10 protein-coding genes are annotated in these 14,813 nt (G+C 70.2%); 4 read left to right on the top strand and 6 right to left on the bottom strand.

Going from position 1 to position 14,813, the window contains the following annotated elements; all coding sequences use genetic code 11:
* Window positions 1-32: 32 nt before the first annotated feature.
* The 3 genes from BLU77_RS00535 to rhaI are packed head-to-tail and all read right to left on the bottom strand — an operon-like array spanning window position 33 to window position 4,764.
* Window positions 33-1,499 carry a rhamnulokinase gene (locus BLU77_RS00535; protein WP_089771213.1) on the bottom strand — a complete coding sequence of 489 codons (1,467 nt, stop codon included), beginning with the start codon at window positions 1,497-1,499 and terminating at the stop codon, window positions 33-35.
* On the bottom strand, window positions 1,499-3,535 hold the full coding sequence (locus tag BLU77_RS00530; protein ID WP_089771212.1) for a bifunctional aldolase/short-chain dehydrogenase: 2,037 nt from the start codon (window positions 3,533-3,535) through the stop codon (window positions 1,499-1,501). Before BLU77_RS00530 ends, BLU77_RS00535 begins: the two co-directional genes overlap by 1 nt.
* Window positions 3,536-3,585: 50 nt before the next feature.
* Window positions 3,586-4,764: an L-rhamnose isomerase gene (gene rhaI / locus BLU77_RS00525; protein ID WP_089771211.1), complete on the bottom strand. Its 1,179-nt coding sequence runs from the start codon at window positions 4,762-4,764 to the stop codon at window positions 3,586-3,588.
* Between the two features lie 297 nt (window positions 4,765-5,061).
* Here rhaI and BLU77_RS00520 point away from each other — a divergent pair, with 297 nt between their 5' ends.
* Together BLU77_RS00520 and BLU77_RS00515 are read left to right on the top strand one after the other, a co-directional pair.
* Window positions 5,062-9,042: a Pls/PosA family non-ribosomal peptide synthetase gene (locus tag BLU77_RS00520; protein WP_089771210.1), complete on the top strand. Its 3,981-nt coding sequence runs from the start codon at window positions 5,062-5,064 to the stop codon at window positions 9,040-9,042.
* Entirely contained in the window at window positions 9,039-10,367 is a 1,329-nt protein-coding gene (locus BLU77_RS00515; RefSeq protein WP_245708602.1) for a M1 family metallopeptidase, read from the top strand. Before BLU77_RS00520 ends, BLU77_RS00515 begins: the two co-directional genes overlap by 4 nt.
* A gap of 25 nt (window positions 10,368-10,392) precedes the next feature.
* Here the strand turns inward: BLU77_RS00515 and BLU77_RS00510 are convergent, their stop codons facing one another.
* Window positions 10,393-10,908: a 4'-phosphopantetheinyl transferase superfamily protein gene (locus BLU77_RS00510; RefSeq protein WP_175476882.1), complete on the bottom strand. Its 516-nt coding sequence runs from the start codon at window positions 10,906-10,908 to the stop codon at window positions 10,393-10,395.
* 90 nt (window positions 10,909-10,998) lie between these two features.
* Between BLU77_RS00510 and BLU77_RS00505 the strand changes: the two genes are divergently transcribed.
* Complete coding sequence (locus tag BLU77_RS00505; RefSeq protein WP_089771208.1) at window positions 10,999-12,048, top strand: LacI family DNA-binding transcriptional regulator; 1,050 nt, start codon at window positions 10,999-11,001, stop codon at window positions 12,046-12,048.
* A 3-nt stretch (window positions 12,049-12,051) separates the two neighbouring features.
* Here BLU77_RS00505 and BLU77_RS00500 read toward each other — a convergent pair whose 3' ends face one another.
* Window positions 12,052-12,615 carry a TIGR03086 family metal-binding protein gene (locus tag BLU77_RS00500; RefSeq protein ID WP_089771207.1) on the bottom strand — a complete coding sequence of 188 codons (564 nt, stop codon included), beginning with the start codon at window positions 12,613-12,615 and terminating at the stop codon, window positions 12,052-12,054.
* 45 nt (window positions 12,616-12,660) lie between these two features.
* The gene (locus tag BLU77_RS00495) at window positions 12,661-13,626 is read right to left on the bottom strand and encodes a nucleoside hydrolase (protein WP_089771206.1); all 966 of its coding nucleotides are present in this window, start codon (window positions 13,624-13,626) and stop codon (window positions 12,661-12,663) included.
* 132 nt (window positions 13,627-13,758) lie between these two features.
* Between BLU77_RS00495 and BLU77_RS00490 the strand changes: the two genes are divergently transcribed.
* Window positions 13,759-14,793: a LacI family DNA-binding transcriptional regulator gene (locus tag BLU77_RS00490; RefSeq protein WP_089771205.1), complete on the top strand. Its 1,035-nt coding sequence runs from the start codon at window positions 13,759-13,761 to the stop codon at window positions 14,791-14,793.
* The last annotated feature ends 20 nt before the right edge of the window (window positions 14,794-14,813 follow it).

The following is a 14,813-nucleotide window of genomic DNA, read 5'->3' as shown; positions in this document are numbered from 1 at the left end:
CGACGGTAGCCCCTCACCGAGCCCCAGGCTATTCAGCCGACGGCGGCCCACGCCTCGTGCTCGGAAAGGTCCGGTTCGTAGCGGCGTAGCGGCAGACCGCGCGCTCCCACGGCTCGCAGCGCGGACAGATCGCCGTTGAGCGCACCCGCGGCGCGCGCCTGCACGAGCACGTTTCCGAGCGCGGTCCCTTCCTCCGGTCCGGCGATCACCGGCAGCCCGATGGCGTCAGCAGCCGCCTGGCACAGCAACGCATTCTTGGATCCGCCGCCCACCACATGCACGACGCTCACGTCCCGGCCGGAGAGCCGGGTGGCATCTGCGACGGCGCGACGGTAGGCCACCGCGAGGGAGTCGATCACGCAACGTGCCACCTCCGCAGGGGACTCGGGGACCGGCTGCCCCGTCGACCGTGCGTGCGCGGCAAGCCGTTCCGGCATGTCCCCGGGCGGGAGGAAGTCCGGGTGGTCCACGTCCAGCACCGTGCGCCGCGCCGGGAGCTGGGCCGCCTCGGCAAGCAGTTCCTCGATGCCGACCTCCTGCCCGCGCTCCGCCCACACGCGTTGCGACTCCGAGAGCACCCACAGCCCCATCACGTTGCGCAGGTACCGGACCGTGCCGTCCACACCCAGCTCGTTGGTGAAGTTCGCCGCGCGGGACTCCTCAGTCAGCACCGGCGCATCCAACTCCACCCCGACGAGGGACCAGGTGCCGGAGGAGATGTAGGCGAAATCCCTGCCCGTCGCCGGCACGGACGCCACCGCGGAGGCAGTGTCGTGCGAGCCGACGGCGTACACCGGCACTGCCCCCAGGCCGGTGCGCTGCTGCACGTCGGCGGTGAGCGTACCGATCTGGGTGCCCGGCTGCACCACCGGCGGGAACAGGCCGGCCGGAACGTCCAGGCGGTCCATCAGCTCGGCGGACCAGTGCCCGGTGCGCTGGTCGAGCAGCGCAGTGCTGGACGCATTGGTCAGCTCACTGACCCGCTCCCCCGTGAGCCAGTAGGCGAGCAGGTCGGGCAACAGCAGCGCGTGGTCCGCCCGATCCCACAGCGGCCCCTGCTGCTCGGCGGCCAGCTGGTAGATCGTGTTGAACGGCAGGTGCTGCATCCCGGAGATCCCGTACAGCTCAGCCGGAGGCACACTCGCGTGCACCTGCTCGATCACCAGCTCGGTACGCGAGTCCCGGTACGCGACCGGTTCGGCGAGCAACTCCCCGGTTGCGTCCAGCAGACCGTAGTCCACCGCCCAGGTGTCGATCCCGATGCCCAGCAACGGGCCGGCCTCGCCGGCCGCCTGCAGACCCTGAAGCACCTCGGCGAACAGAGCGCTGAGATCCCAGCGCAACGTTCCGCCGTCGTCGGCCTGCGCACCGTTGCTGAACCGGACCACCTCACGCAACACCACGCCGTCGGAACTGGACGGGTCCACCTCCGCGCGGATCACCCGCCCGGAGGTGGCGCCCAGATCAACGGCGGCAAAGGCCGCGACCTGCTCCACCATCAGCGCAGGAAAGCAGCGGCGACGCCGGAGTCCACCGGGATGTGCAGGCCGGTGGTCTGGCTCAGGTCGCCGCCGGTGAGGGCGAAGACGGCCGCCGCCACGTGCTCGGGGAGCACCTCACGCTTGAGGAGCGTGCGCTGGGCGTAGTACTGACCCAGCTCCTCCTCCTTGACGCCGTAGACGGCAGCCCGCTTGGCACCCCAGCCGCCGGCGAAGATGCCGGAACCGCGCACCACACCGTCGGGGTTGATGCCGTTCACGCGCACGCCGTGCTCCCCCAGTTCGGCGGCGAGCAACCGCACCTGGTGGGCCTGGTCGGCCTTGGTGGCCGAGTAGGCGATGTTGTTCGGGCCGGCGAACAGCGAGTTCTTGGAGGCGATGTAGACGATGTCGCCGCCGAGCTTCTGCGCGATCAGCGCCCGGGCCGCCTCGCGGGCCACCAGGAAGGAGCCGCGGGCCATCACGTCGTGCTGGAGGTCCCAGTCCTTCGTGGAGGTCTCCAGCAGCGGCTTGGAGATGGACAGGCCGGCGTTGTTGACCACAAGGTCCACGCCACCGAAGGCGAGCGAGGCGGCGTCGATGAGGGCGCTGACCTGCGCCTCGTCGGTCACGTCGCAGGTCACGGCGACGGCGACGTCCGGCCCACCGAGCTCGGTGGCCACCTCCTCGGCGGCCTCGAGGTTGAGGTCGGCGATGACGACGCAGGCACCCTCAGCGGCCAGACGCGTGGCGATGGCCTTGCCGATCCCCGAGGCGGCGCCGGTGACCAGGGCCACCCGGGTGGCCAGCGCCTTCGGCTTGGGCATCCGCTGGAGCTTGGCCTCCTCCAGCGCCCAATACTCGATCCGGAACTTCTCGGACTCCTCGATCGGGGCGTAGGTGGAGAGGGACTCGGCGCCGCGCATCACGTTGATGGCGTTGACGTAGAACTCACCGGCCACCCGCGCGGTCTGCTTGTTCTTGCCGAAGGAGAACATCCCGACGCCGGGGACCAGCACGATCGCCGGGTCGGCGCCGCGCATCGCTGGCGAGTCCGCGCTGGCGTGGCGCTCGTAGTAGCCGGCGTAGTCGGCGCGGTAGCTCTCGTGCAGTTCCTCCAGCCGGGCCACCACGTCCTCGACCGGGGCATCGGCGGGCAGGTCCACCACGAGCGGCTTGACCTTGGTGCGCAGGAAGTGGTCCGGGCAGGAGGTGCCCAGCTCGGCCAGCGGAGCGAGCTTCTCGCTGGCCAGGAAGTCCAGCACGACGCCTGCGTCGGTGAAATGACCGATCTGCGGGGCGTCGGTGGAGGCGATACCGCGGATCACCGGGGCGAGCGCGGCGGCCTTCGCGCGCCGCTCGGCCTCGGGGAGCGCCTCGAAGCCGGGGCGGACGGCGCCGAACGGGTCGGCCTTGCCGTTCTCGGTGATGTACTTCTCCGCGGTGTGGATGATCTCGAGGGAGTTGGCCTCGGCCTCCTCAGAGGTGTCACCCCAGGCGGTGATGCCGTGGCCACCGAGGACACAGCCGATGGCCTGGGGGTTGGCCTCCTTGATCTCGGCGATATCGAGCCCAAGCTGGAACCCGGGGCGGCGCCACGGCACCCACACCACGCGGTCACCGAAGATGGTCGAGGTGAGGGCCTCGCCGTCGGCGGCGGTGGCGATCGCGATGCCGGAATCGGGGTGCAGGTGGTCCACGTGCGGGGCGTCCACCAGTCCGTGCATGGCGGTGTCGATGCTCGGAGCGGCGCCACCCTTGCCGTGCAGGCAGTAGTCGAAGGCGGCCACCATCTCGTCCTCGCGGTCCAGTCCGGGGTAGACGTCGACGAGCGAGCGGAGCCGGTCCAGGCGGAGTACGGCCAGACCGGACTCCTTCAGGGTGCCGAGGTCACCGCCGGAGCCCTTCACCCAGCACAGCTCGACGGCTTCGCCGGTGACCGGGTCGGTCTCGGTGCCCTTGGCGGAGGTGTTGCCGCCCGCGTAGTTGGTGTTGCGGGGGTCGGCGCCGAGGCGGTTGGAACGGGTGATCAGGTCGGTGACTGCCTGGTTCGTCATGATCGCTTTCTGGATGGGGGAATGAACTGTCGAGAGATGCGTCGGGGCGCTCAGGCGCCCCAGCCGGCCTGCTGCCCGCCGACCCGGTCGGCGGCGATCTGGTCGAGGTATCCGGAGGCGTTGAAGGCGGCGTAGGGGTCTTCGGCCAGCCCCTTCTCGGCGCGGATCTCGGCGAGCAGCGGGCGCACGTCGGTGTTGTAGGCGTCCATCAGCACGGCGTTGGCACCGAGTACGTCACCGGAGGTCTGCGCCTCGCGCAAGGCCTCGCGGTCCACCAGCAGCGCCTTAGCGGTGGCTTCCTGAACGTTCATCACCGAGCGGATCTGGCCGGGGATCTTCGGTTCGATGTTGTGGCACTGGTCGAGCATGAAGTTCACGCCCGCCTCCGCCTTGAGCGCGTCATTGGTGACGATCTCGTTCATGATCCGGAACAGCTGGAAGGGGTCGGCCGCTCCGACGATCAGGTCGTCATCGGCATAGTTGCGGGAGTTGAAGTCGAACGCGCCGAGCTTCCCGAGGCGGACGAGCTGGGCGACGATGAACTCGATGTTCGTTCCCGGCGCGTGGTGGCCGGTGTCGAGCACGACGGCGGCCTGGTCACCCAGGGCGAGACAGTGCACCAGGGAGGTGCCCCAGTCGGGGATGTCCATCGTGTAGAAGTACGGCTCGAAGAACTTGTACTCGATGAGCAGCCGATGGTTCGGGTCGAGCGCGGCGTAGATCTCCTGCAGGGATTCGGCGAGCCGATCCTGCCGGCCCCGGATGTCGTCCTGGCCGGCGTAGTTGGTGCCGTCCGGGAGCCAGAGCTTGAGGTCGGTGGACCCGGTGGCGCGCATGACGTCGATGCACTGCTTGTGGTGGTCGATCGCCTTCTTCCGGATGGCCGGGTCCGGATTGGTCAGCGAGCCGAGCTTGTAGTCGTCGTCCTGGAACAGGTTCGAGTTGATCGCACCGATCTGCACGCCGAGGTCGGCAGCATAAGCAGCGAGGGCGGAGAAGTCGTCCACCAGGTCCCACGGGATGTGCAGCGACACCCGCGGGGCGGCGCCGGTGTAGGCGTGCACCTGCGCCACGTCGGCGATCTTCTCGTACGGATCCCGCGGCACTCCGGGGGTGGAGAACACCTTGAACCGAGTGCCGGAGTTTCCGAACGCCCAGGAGGGCAGCTCGATGGTCTGGGCAGCGAGGGCGTCGCGCACCTGCGGGGCGGCAGTGGCCGAGGTGGTCATGTGAGTGCACTCCAAGTCCGGTGAGGACGACAGTCGACATCAAAATATGAAACGATTCAGCACTCAGATTAGAAGATCTGCACCGCTGCCGTCAAGGGTCGAGCCATCGAGCAACGCGCCTTTCGACCGGGCCCCGCCCCTCGGTAGGTGCCACTCATCGTCGTCACCGGGAGATCACATCGACAAACGTCGGCACCTACCCCCGACCCTGCACTCGGTAGGTGCCGCTCATCGTCGTTGTCGCTCACTCAGGGCGACAACCCACGGCACCTAGCGATGGGGCGCGCGAGGTCGAGCATGCGCCAGACTATCCCCGTGCCCGCCGCCAGCTTGCTGCCCTCGCTGCTCGCCTCCGACCAAGCCACCCCCGCCCGCACCCTGGTCGACATCTTCTCGGAGTCGGTGAACGCCCATCCCGAGGCCCCGGCCCTCGATAGCGGCCTCACCCAGCTCTCCTACCGCGAATTGGCCGAAGCTGCTGCGGAACTGGCCGATCGGCTCACCGCCCACGGCGTGCGCCGCGGGGACCGGGTGGGGGTGCGGGTGAGCTCCGGAACCACGGAGCTGTACGTCGCCATCCTGGGCACCCTGATAGCCGGCGCCGCCTACGTGCCAGTCGACGCGGATGACCCGCCCGAGCGGGCGCGCACCGTCTTCACCGAGGCAGCCGTGATCGCCATCGTGGGCAACGGTCTCGAGATCACGGCCACCGCTCCCGCGGTGGAGTTCGCCACGCCCGACGGCGACCCTCCCCCTGGCACCCACAGTGCACCTTCGGTGGTGATCGCCGGCGCAGACGCGTCCGCCCTCGAGCGCACCCCACGCCCCGCCGATGACGCGTGGATCATCTTCACCTCGGGTTCGACCGGAACGCCCAAAGGCGTCGCCGTCTCCCACCGCAGTGCCGCCGCATTCGTCGATGCCGAATCCCGCCTCTTCCTCACCGCCGACCCGATCGGACCGGGAGACCGGGTGATGGCCGGGCTCTCGGTCGGTTTCGATGCCAGCTGTGAGGAGATGTGGCTCGCCTGGGCGCACGCCGCCTGCCTCGTCCCCGCACCACGCTCGCTGGTGCGCTCCGGCGTGGACGTCGGGCCATGGCTGACGGCCAACGACATCACCATCGTCTCCACAGTGCCCACCCTGGTGGCGCTGTGGCCACCATCGTCGCTGGAACGTGTCCGGCTGGTGATCCTCGGCGGCGAGGCGGCACCGGCCGAGCTCGCCGCCCGGCTGCAGGGGCCCGGTCGCGAGGTGTGGAACACCTACGGCCCCACCGAGGCCACCGTGGTGGCATGCGCAGCACCCCTGGACGGGTCCGATCCGGTCCGGATCGGACTGCCGCTGGACGGGTGGGACCTCGCCGTCGTCGATCACGACGGCGTCCCGGTGGCCGAAGGTGAGACCGGCGAGTTGATCATCGGCGGAGTGGGACTGGCCCGCTACCTCGATCCGGACAAGGACGCCGAGAAGTACGCACCGGTGCCCACCCTGGGCTGGGCGCGCGGATACCGCTCAGGCGACCTGGTCAGGAACGACCCGGCCGGCCTGGTCTTCGCCGGGCGGGCCGACGATCAGATCAAGCTCGGGGGTCGGCGGATCGAGCTCGGCGAGATCGACGGGCAGCTGCTGCGACTGGCCGGGGTGGCCGGCGCCGCCGCCGCCGTGCGCACGACCTCCGCCGGCAACCAGGTGCTGGTCGGCTACCTCACCGTCGAGGAGACCTTCGATCACAGCGCCGCCCTCGCGCTGCTGCGCGAGCGCATGCCGGCGGCACTGGTACCCCGCCTCGCCGTGGTCGACACCCTCCCCACCCGCACGTCCGGCAAGGTGGACCGGGACGCGCTGCCGTGGCCGCTGCCTAGCGCACCGAGCACGACCGCACAGTGGTCACCCACCCAGGAATGGCTGGTGGGCATCTGGCGCGACGTACTCGCCGCGGAACCGGCCGATGCCGGAGCGGACTTCTTCGACCTCGGCGGAGGTTCGCTCACCGCGGCACAGACCGTGGGGCGGATCCGGGCACGCCATCCCGAGGTCGCCGTCGGGGATATCTACGCCTACCCAACCCTCGGCGCGCTGTCGGCCTATCTGGACAGTCTCGTCCAGTCCAGCACGACCACCACACGCACGAACCGAGCCGTCTCCCCCATCCGCACCAGGACGAAGGTGGGGCAGATCCTCGCGTTCTACCCGCTGCGCGCACTGGCGACACTGCGATGGATCGCCTGGCTCCTGCTCGCCGGCGTGCTGCTGCATCCGGTACTCAGCTGGTGGCCGGCGCCCCCGATCTGGCTGGTGGCCCTCACCACTGCACTGTTCCTCCTCCCGCAGGGCCGGATGCTCGTCGCAGCCGGACTGATCCGCGCGGTGCTGCGCGGCATCCAGCCGGGCACCTACCCCCGCGGCGGGAAGGTTCATCTGCGGTACTGGCTGGCCGGCCGGATCCAAGACGAACTGGCCGCGACGGGGCTCGCCGGCGCCGCATCGATCACCTGGTACGCACGCCTGCTCGGCGCCAAGATCGGCGCGAACGTGGATCTGCACTCCCTGCCACCGGTCACCGGCTTCCTCCGGATCGGCAAGCGTGCCTGCGTGGAACCCGAGGTGGATCTGACCGGTGCCTGGATCGACGGTGATCGGGTGCATCTGGGCCGGATCTCGATCGCCGCCCGGGCGCGGATCGGTGCCCGGAGCACGCTCGGCCCAGGGGCCACGGTGGGCCGGGGCGCCGAAGTGGCCGCGGGATCGTTCGTCGCCGGCAGGGTGCGGGCCGAACGGTTGGTCTCCGGATCTCCCGCTGAGGTCACCGGCTCCGCCCGCGGCCCCTGGTCCAAGCGAGCCCCCGCCGGTGGCCGCGCCTGGGTGACGGGCTACGCCGTCATCGGCACGTTCCTGGCCGCCCTGCCCTGGTGCGCCGCGGCGGTCGGTGCGCTGGTGCTGTGGCCGGCGCTGCGCACTGCGACGGACCTGAGCCACGCGTGGGCGACGGTATGGCCGTGGCTGCCGCTGGCCGCGCTGGTCGGATATGCGACCTTGATGATCCTGGTCATCGCCGTCGTGCGGATCCTCGCCCCGGCTATCCGCAGCGGCCCGGTGCCCGTACGCTCCGGGCGGGGGCTGGCCGTGTGGGCCACCGTACGGCTCATGGACGAAGCCCGCGATTGGCTCTTTCCCCTGTATGCCGGGGCACTCACGCCGTGGTGGCTGCGAGCCCTCGGCGCCCGCGTGGGCCGCGGCGTCGAGGCATCCACGGTGGTGCTGATCCCGAAGCTGACACAGATCGGCGACCAGTCCTTCCTCGCGGACGACACGCTCGTCGGCGGCTACGAGCTCACCGGTGGGTGGCTGCGAGCCGAACGCGTGAAGATCGGCAAACGCGCCTTCCTCGGCAACTCCGGGATGGCCGCACCGGGACGGAAGATCCCGAAGGCCTCACTCGTGGCCGTCCTCTCCGCAGCACCCAAGCGCGGCACCGCCCGAGCGGGGACGTCATGGATCGGCAGTCCGCCCACCCAGCTGCGCCGCGAGGGCGGGCCGGCCGACGAGACGCGCACTTACGAACCGAGCACCCGCCTGCGGGTGCTGCGTGGAGTCGTCGAGACCTGCCGGGTGATCCCCCTGTTCGGCTCCGTGTGCCTCATGCTCGTCGTAGGCACCACGCTGCTGGCACTCCTCGGAGGTTCGGCCGATAACCCCTGGTCCTGGACGGGCCTCATCGCCGCGGTGCTGCTCGGCCCGCTGGTCCTGCTGCTCGCCGGCCTGATCGCCGCGGGGGTCACGGTGGCGGCGAAGTGGCTCCTGGTGGGTGCGCACCGCGTCAGCGAGCACCCGCTGTGGAGCGGGGCGGTGTGGCGCGGCGAGCTGGCCGACACCTTCACCGAAGTTCTCGCCGCACGATGGTTCTGCTCCCTGGCACAGGGCACCGTCGCCCTGAACGTGTGGTTCCGCGCCATGGGGGCGAAGATCGGCGACGGCGTCTGGTGCGATACGTACTGGCTTCCCGAACCGGATCTGGTCGAGTTGGGCGCAGGATCGTGCATCAACGCCGGATGCGTGGTGCAGACCCATCTGTTCCACGACCGGGTGCTCGCCATGGACCGCGTGGTCATCGGTGCCGGAGCCACTCTCGGACCGAACAGTGTGATCCTGCCTGCTGCGCATCTCGACCGTGATGCGACAGTGGGACCCGCATCGCTGGTGATGCGCGGTGAATCCGTACCGAGCCGCACCCGGTGGCTCGGCAACCCGATCGGCCCCTGGGAGGAGGGAGCGTGACCCGACCGCACACCCCGGTGATGCCCGAGACGACCGATACCTACATGCCTGGACACGGCGACCCGAGCTACGCCGTCGACCACTACCAGCTGGACCTGACCTACCAACCCCGCAGCAACCTGCTCGGCGGCGTGGCCGTGGTACGGCTGCACACCCTCACCGAGACCTCCGCACTGCGCTTCGACCTGCACGAGCTGCGCGTGGCGAAGGTGTCCGTGACGGGTGCCACGCTCGGCAAGTACACCCGCAAGGCGAAGCGGCTCACCGTCGCCCTGAAGCAGCCCGCGCCCGCCAGATCGGAGCTCACGATCCGCATCGAGTACGGCGGCAACCCCAGGCCGGTGCGCTCGACCACCCTGGGCGAGGCAGGCTGGGAGGAGCTCACCGACGGGGTGATCGTGGCCTCGCAACCGCACGGGTCGCCGTCGTGGTTCCCGTGCAACGACCAGGCGCGGGACAAGGCCCGCTACGACGTACACCTCACCGTGCCCGCCGACTACACCGCGGCCTTCAGCGGCCAGACATGCGCGGTGGAACGCCGTGGCTCACGGCGGACATGGACGTTCCAGCAGCGCCACCCGATGGCGCCGTACCTGGCGTCGGTGCAGATCGGGAAGTACCGGGAGCAGTCGCTGGACGGGCCCGGCGTACCGATGCGGATCCTCCGGCCGGAGGGACTGCCCGCGGACGCGTTCGCGGCATCCTTCGGTCGGCAACGCGAGATGCTGACGTGCTTCGAGGACGCGTTCGGGCCCTACCCGTTCGACTCCTACACCTGCGTGATCACCGACGATGCGTTGGAGATCCCGCTCGAGTCGCAAGCCCTGTCGACCTTCGGACGCAACCACTGCTCGGCCGACTGGGGCGCCGTACGGCTGATCGCGCACGAGCTCTCCCACCAGTGGTTCGGCAATGCCGTGACGGCGAGCTCATGGCAGGACATCTGGCTGCACGAAGGATTCGCCTGCTTCAGCGAGTGGGTGTGGTCGGAGTACTCCGGTGGGCCGAGGATTGCCGAGCATGCGGCCCACCAGCACGAGCGGCTGAGCACCCTGCCCCAGGACCTGCGGCTCAGCGATCCGGGTGCGGCGGACATGTTCGATGATCGCGTCTACAAGCGCGGGGCGCTGACGCTGGCGGCCCTGCGGGATCTGATCGGCGCCCAGGACTTCGGGCGGCTGCTGCAGCGATGGGTCGCGCAGCACCGCGGAGGCGTGGTCTGCACCGAGGATTTCGTCGCGTTGGCCGAGGAGATCGGCGGAGAGCCGCTGCACGGATTCTTCGACGCCTGGCTCCACCAGGCCGCACTGCCTGCGTGGCGCTGACCCGCCTCGCTCACCCGCCCCCCCCTCAGCCGGGGCGTGCCTCGCTCACGCACACCCGCGCGAGGAGGCCCGCGGGTGCGGGCAGGTCCTGCACCGAGAAGTCGGCCACCCGGATCGAAGGCATCGGCACGCTCAGCCCCACACCGAGCATCTTCAGGATCGCCTCCTTCGCCACCCAGACCTGCAGGACGTCCTGACCTGACTCCTCCCGGTGCAGGACGAGCGCACGGTCGATGGGGCCCGCTTCGGCACGTTCGATATCGACCCCGATCCGGGCAACGGGCGGGAGACCAGCGGCGGTCACCAGGTATCCCCCGGCACGCGCGGCGGAGACGGCGATGGTGCGCTCGCCGGCGCGCGCCCAGGGGCGGCCGTGGTCCGAGCCGCCACAACGCGGGCAGAGGTGGCCGATCCGCAGATCCGCTCCCGGCATGGGCGTCAGGTCATCGGCAAGGTGGCGGCGCAGGGCCTCATCGGTGCCGAGGTCGGCGCGGTGCCAGTGCACGCTGACAGGGATGCCGGTCGGCACGGGGGCGGCCATCGCCGTCATTCTCGCAGAGGCACCACCCACGGATGAGTGAAACGATACACTCACCGGATCGGTGCAGATCCGATACAGACGAGGAGCAGCATGCCCAGGCGAAACGGTGGCCCGAGGCGCCCGAGCGTCACCGATGTGGCGAAGGAGGCAGGCGTCTCGGTCGGTACGGTGTCCAACGTCCTCAACCGGCCCGACTCCGTCTCTCCCGCTACCCGGGCCAAGGTGGAGCAGGCCATCGCCGAACTGCGGTTCGTGCGCAACGCGTCGGCACGCCAGCTGCGTAGCGGTGAGATCAGCACGGTCGGCGCCGTCGTGCTCGACATCGCCAACCCGTTCTTCACCGAGATGGCCCGCGGGATCGAGGACCGCCTTGCCCAGGACGACCACACGCTGATGCTGTGCAGCTCCGACGAGAACCCCGACCGCGAGGCCCGGTTCCTGCGGCTGTTCGAGGAGCACGGGGTCCGTGGTGTGATCGCCACCCCCTCGCACGGGAGCCTGGATGGTCTGCTCGCGCTGCGCGAGCGCGGCATCGAGGTGGTGCTGCTCGATCACACCTCCCCCGTTCCGGAGGTCGGCTCGGTGGCAGTGGACGACGTCGGCGGTGCGGCATTGGCGATCGAGCACCTGCTCGGCCTCGGCCATACCCGGTTCGTCTTCGTGAACGGCCCACTGACGCTGCGCCAGTGCGTGGACCGTCGAGACGGCGTGGTCACCACCCTGGCCGAGCACGGCCTGGACCCCGCTGAGGTGCTCACCGAGGTGAGCCTGGACTCGTTGAACGCGGATGCGGCGGACGCTGCCGTTCGCCGTCTGCTCGCCGAGAGCGGGCCCCGCCCGACCGCCATGTTCTGCGCGAACGACTTCACCGCGTTGGGCGCCTTGCGCGCGCTGCGCGACAACGACGTCTCGATCCCGGAGGACATGGCCGTGGTGGGCTACGACGACGTCGTGTTCGCCTCGATGCTGACCACCCCGCTGACCTCGGTGCGCCAGCCGATGCACACTCTCGGCTGGACAGCCGCAGACATGCTGCTCACCGAGTCGGGAACGGACGCCGCCCGCCAGGTGGAGTTCGCCCCGGAGCTCGTGGTGCGCGGTTCGAGCACCGCCGACATCCGGGATGCGGTCACCGCATAGACCTCAGGGCCGCCTGCCGAATGCATCGAGCAGGCGAGCCTGCGCCGGCGATTCGGGCAGAAGCGCTCCGCTCGGCCCGTCGCCGTAGACACCGAGTGCCACCATCTCGGGCAGGTGCGGCTCCACCAGTCGCAGGAGATGGTCCACGAGGTCCGGATCGAGGGTGTCGTCGAGACCGGCACCGCGGCGCAGGTCCCACGCGTGCACGATGAGATCGACGAGACGGAACCGTAGATAGTCGGCCGCCGTCGCCATCCCGGCCGGCCCGGGGACAGGCTGCTCCGGGGCGGCGACGGCGAACGCGTCGGCCTGCTCCTGCGCCGAAGCGACGAACGCCGCGAACGGGTCGTCGCCGAGCAGGTCACCAGCGATCTGCTCCAGAGCCTGCGCACGCGAGCTGCCCGTGAGCAGGAGCGCCGTGAGGCGGTTCCCTGCCACCACGTGCCCGACCAGGTCTCTGACGCTCATCTCCGACGGCGTCGGGCACCCCCATGCCTGGGGTGGCAGCTCCCGGAGCGCACGCTCGAACTCCGCGGTCGCGTCGGTGATCAGTTCCGCTCCACGCACGTCATCTCGTCCAGATCTGGAGGCTGCCCGCGACGATCACCGGCTTCATGCCACCGGCGGCCCGGCCAGGCGGTCCAGCAGTACGGGGGCGACCTGGAGGTCGGTCTCCAGCACCATCTGGCACCGTGCACCGGGCACGTCCACCGGGCCGCGGCGCTGGCCACGCATGTCTGCGATGGTCTGGCCGCGCCCCGGCCCGTCACTGTCGTCGATCACCACCGGAACGTGCGGCGCCCGGGTCGCGGTCACCGTTCCCACCAGCAGGGTCGCCGCGAGCGGGTCGTGCAGCGCACACGCGCGATAGCCGTAGATGTCGAGGTAGAAGTCCAGGTACGACTCGAGCGCCTCACCCACGGCACGCGCGACCGGATCGGGCGACTCGAGCAGACGCTTGCGGCCCTGCTCGTCGAGGACGTGCTCCATGGTCACGTCCAAGGGCACCAGGGTGATGTCCCAATCGGCCCGCAGCACCGCCGCCGCCGCTTCGGGATCGTTGGCGATGTTCGCCTCCGCCACCGGTGTGGTGTTCCCCGGCGCCAGGGCCGCCCCACCCATCACGACGACGTCCCGCACCAGGTCTGGCAGGCTCGGCTCCCGCTCGAGCGCCACGGCGAGGTTGGTCAGCGGGCCGAGCGCGAGGATGCGCAACTCACCCGGGTGCGCCTTGGCAAGGTCGATCAGCATGTCCGCGGCGTGCCGCGGGTCTGGCCGGGCCACCGCCGGCTCGAGCGTGACTCCGCCGATGCCGTTGCCGCCATGCACCTGTGGCGCGCCGCCGCGGTAAGTAGCGGCCAGCGGATCGACGGCACCCACGGCGACGGCGATGTCCTCCCGGCCGGCGAGGGCGAGCAGGGCGAGGGTGTTCTCCGCCGCAGCGGTGGCCGAGGTGTTGCCGCTCACCGTGCCGATACCGGCGAGGTGCACCTCCGGAGAGGCGAGCAGATAGGCGAGCGCCAAGGCGTCGTCGATTCCGGTGTCGCAGTCCAGGTAGATCGGCGTGGCGTCGCTCATTCTGGGTCAAATCTCCATTCGCAGTGCCTGGGCTCGGCGGACATCCTCCAGCATGCCACCCATGGACTCCCCAGCAGATGGCAGGTTCGAGACGCGCCCGTACGATGAGCCGAATCATACGGAAGGAGCCCTATGGCTCGGATCGTCGACGTCGCCAGCCATGCCGGCGTCTCCACGGCCACGGTCTCGCGGGTACTCAACGGCAAGGACGTGAACCCGGAGCTGGCCGCGCGCGTGCGCACCTCGGTCGAACTGCTCGGGTACGTCCCGGACCGGACGGCTCGCTCGCTGCGGCGCCGCGCGAGCGACGTGGTCGCCCTCGTGCTGCCGGATGTGGAGAACCCGTTCTTCACCGCCGTGGCGCGCGGCGTGGAGGACGTCGCCCAGGAGGCCGGCTACTCGGTGGTGCTGTGCAACACCGACGACGATCCGGCCAAGGAGTCCCGGTACCTCTCCGTGGCCGAGCACGAGAACATGGCCGGAGTGCTGATCGCGCCCGCCACGCACACCCCCACGCTGGAGGCGCTGCGCACCCGGGGGCGCGGTGTGGTGGTGCTGGACCGGCACATCGATGACGATGTGGACCAGGTCGCGTTCGACAACGAGGCGCTCGGCCGTCGGGCCACGAGCATGCTGATCGACCAGGGATTCCGGCGGATCGCCTGCGTGACGGGACCTCGCAGCACGAGCACCGCCGTCGAGCGGGCCGACGGGTGGCGGCATGCGCTCGCCGAGGCCGGCCTTCCTGCCGAGGAGGACCAGCTGGTGCACGCGAACTTCCGCGTGGACGGCGGCTACGACGCCCTGGGCGACCTGCTCGACCGGGTCGAGTGCGATGCGGTCGTGGCGACGAACAATCTGGTGGGCGTCGGAGTGCTGCGCGCCCTGGCCGACCGGCACGGTGTGCCGGTGCCCGCTCCCGACGGCGTCCCTCGCCCAGGCGGGTCAGCTGCCCCGATCACGGGGCCGGCACTCGGCGTCGGGATCATCGGCGATCTGCCGTTCGCCACGTCCCGCACCACGGACATCCACCTGCTGCCGCTGAACCCGCGCGACCTCGGCACGGCAGCCGCTCATCTGTTGCTGGAGCGGTTCGCCGATCCACAACGACCGGCTCGGGCCGTCGTCCAGGACGTCCCGGCTCCCGATGCCCCCTTGTCTCGGTAATCGATTACGGGCACGATGGG

It is taken from the genome of Ruania alba (assembly GCF_900105765.1).
GTDB lineage: Bacteria > Actinomycetota > Actinomycetes > Actinomycetales > Beutenbergiaceae > Ruania > Ruania alba.
This window is presented reverse-complemented; position numbering and strand designations above follow the sequence as displayed.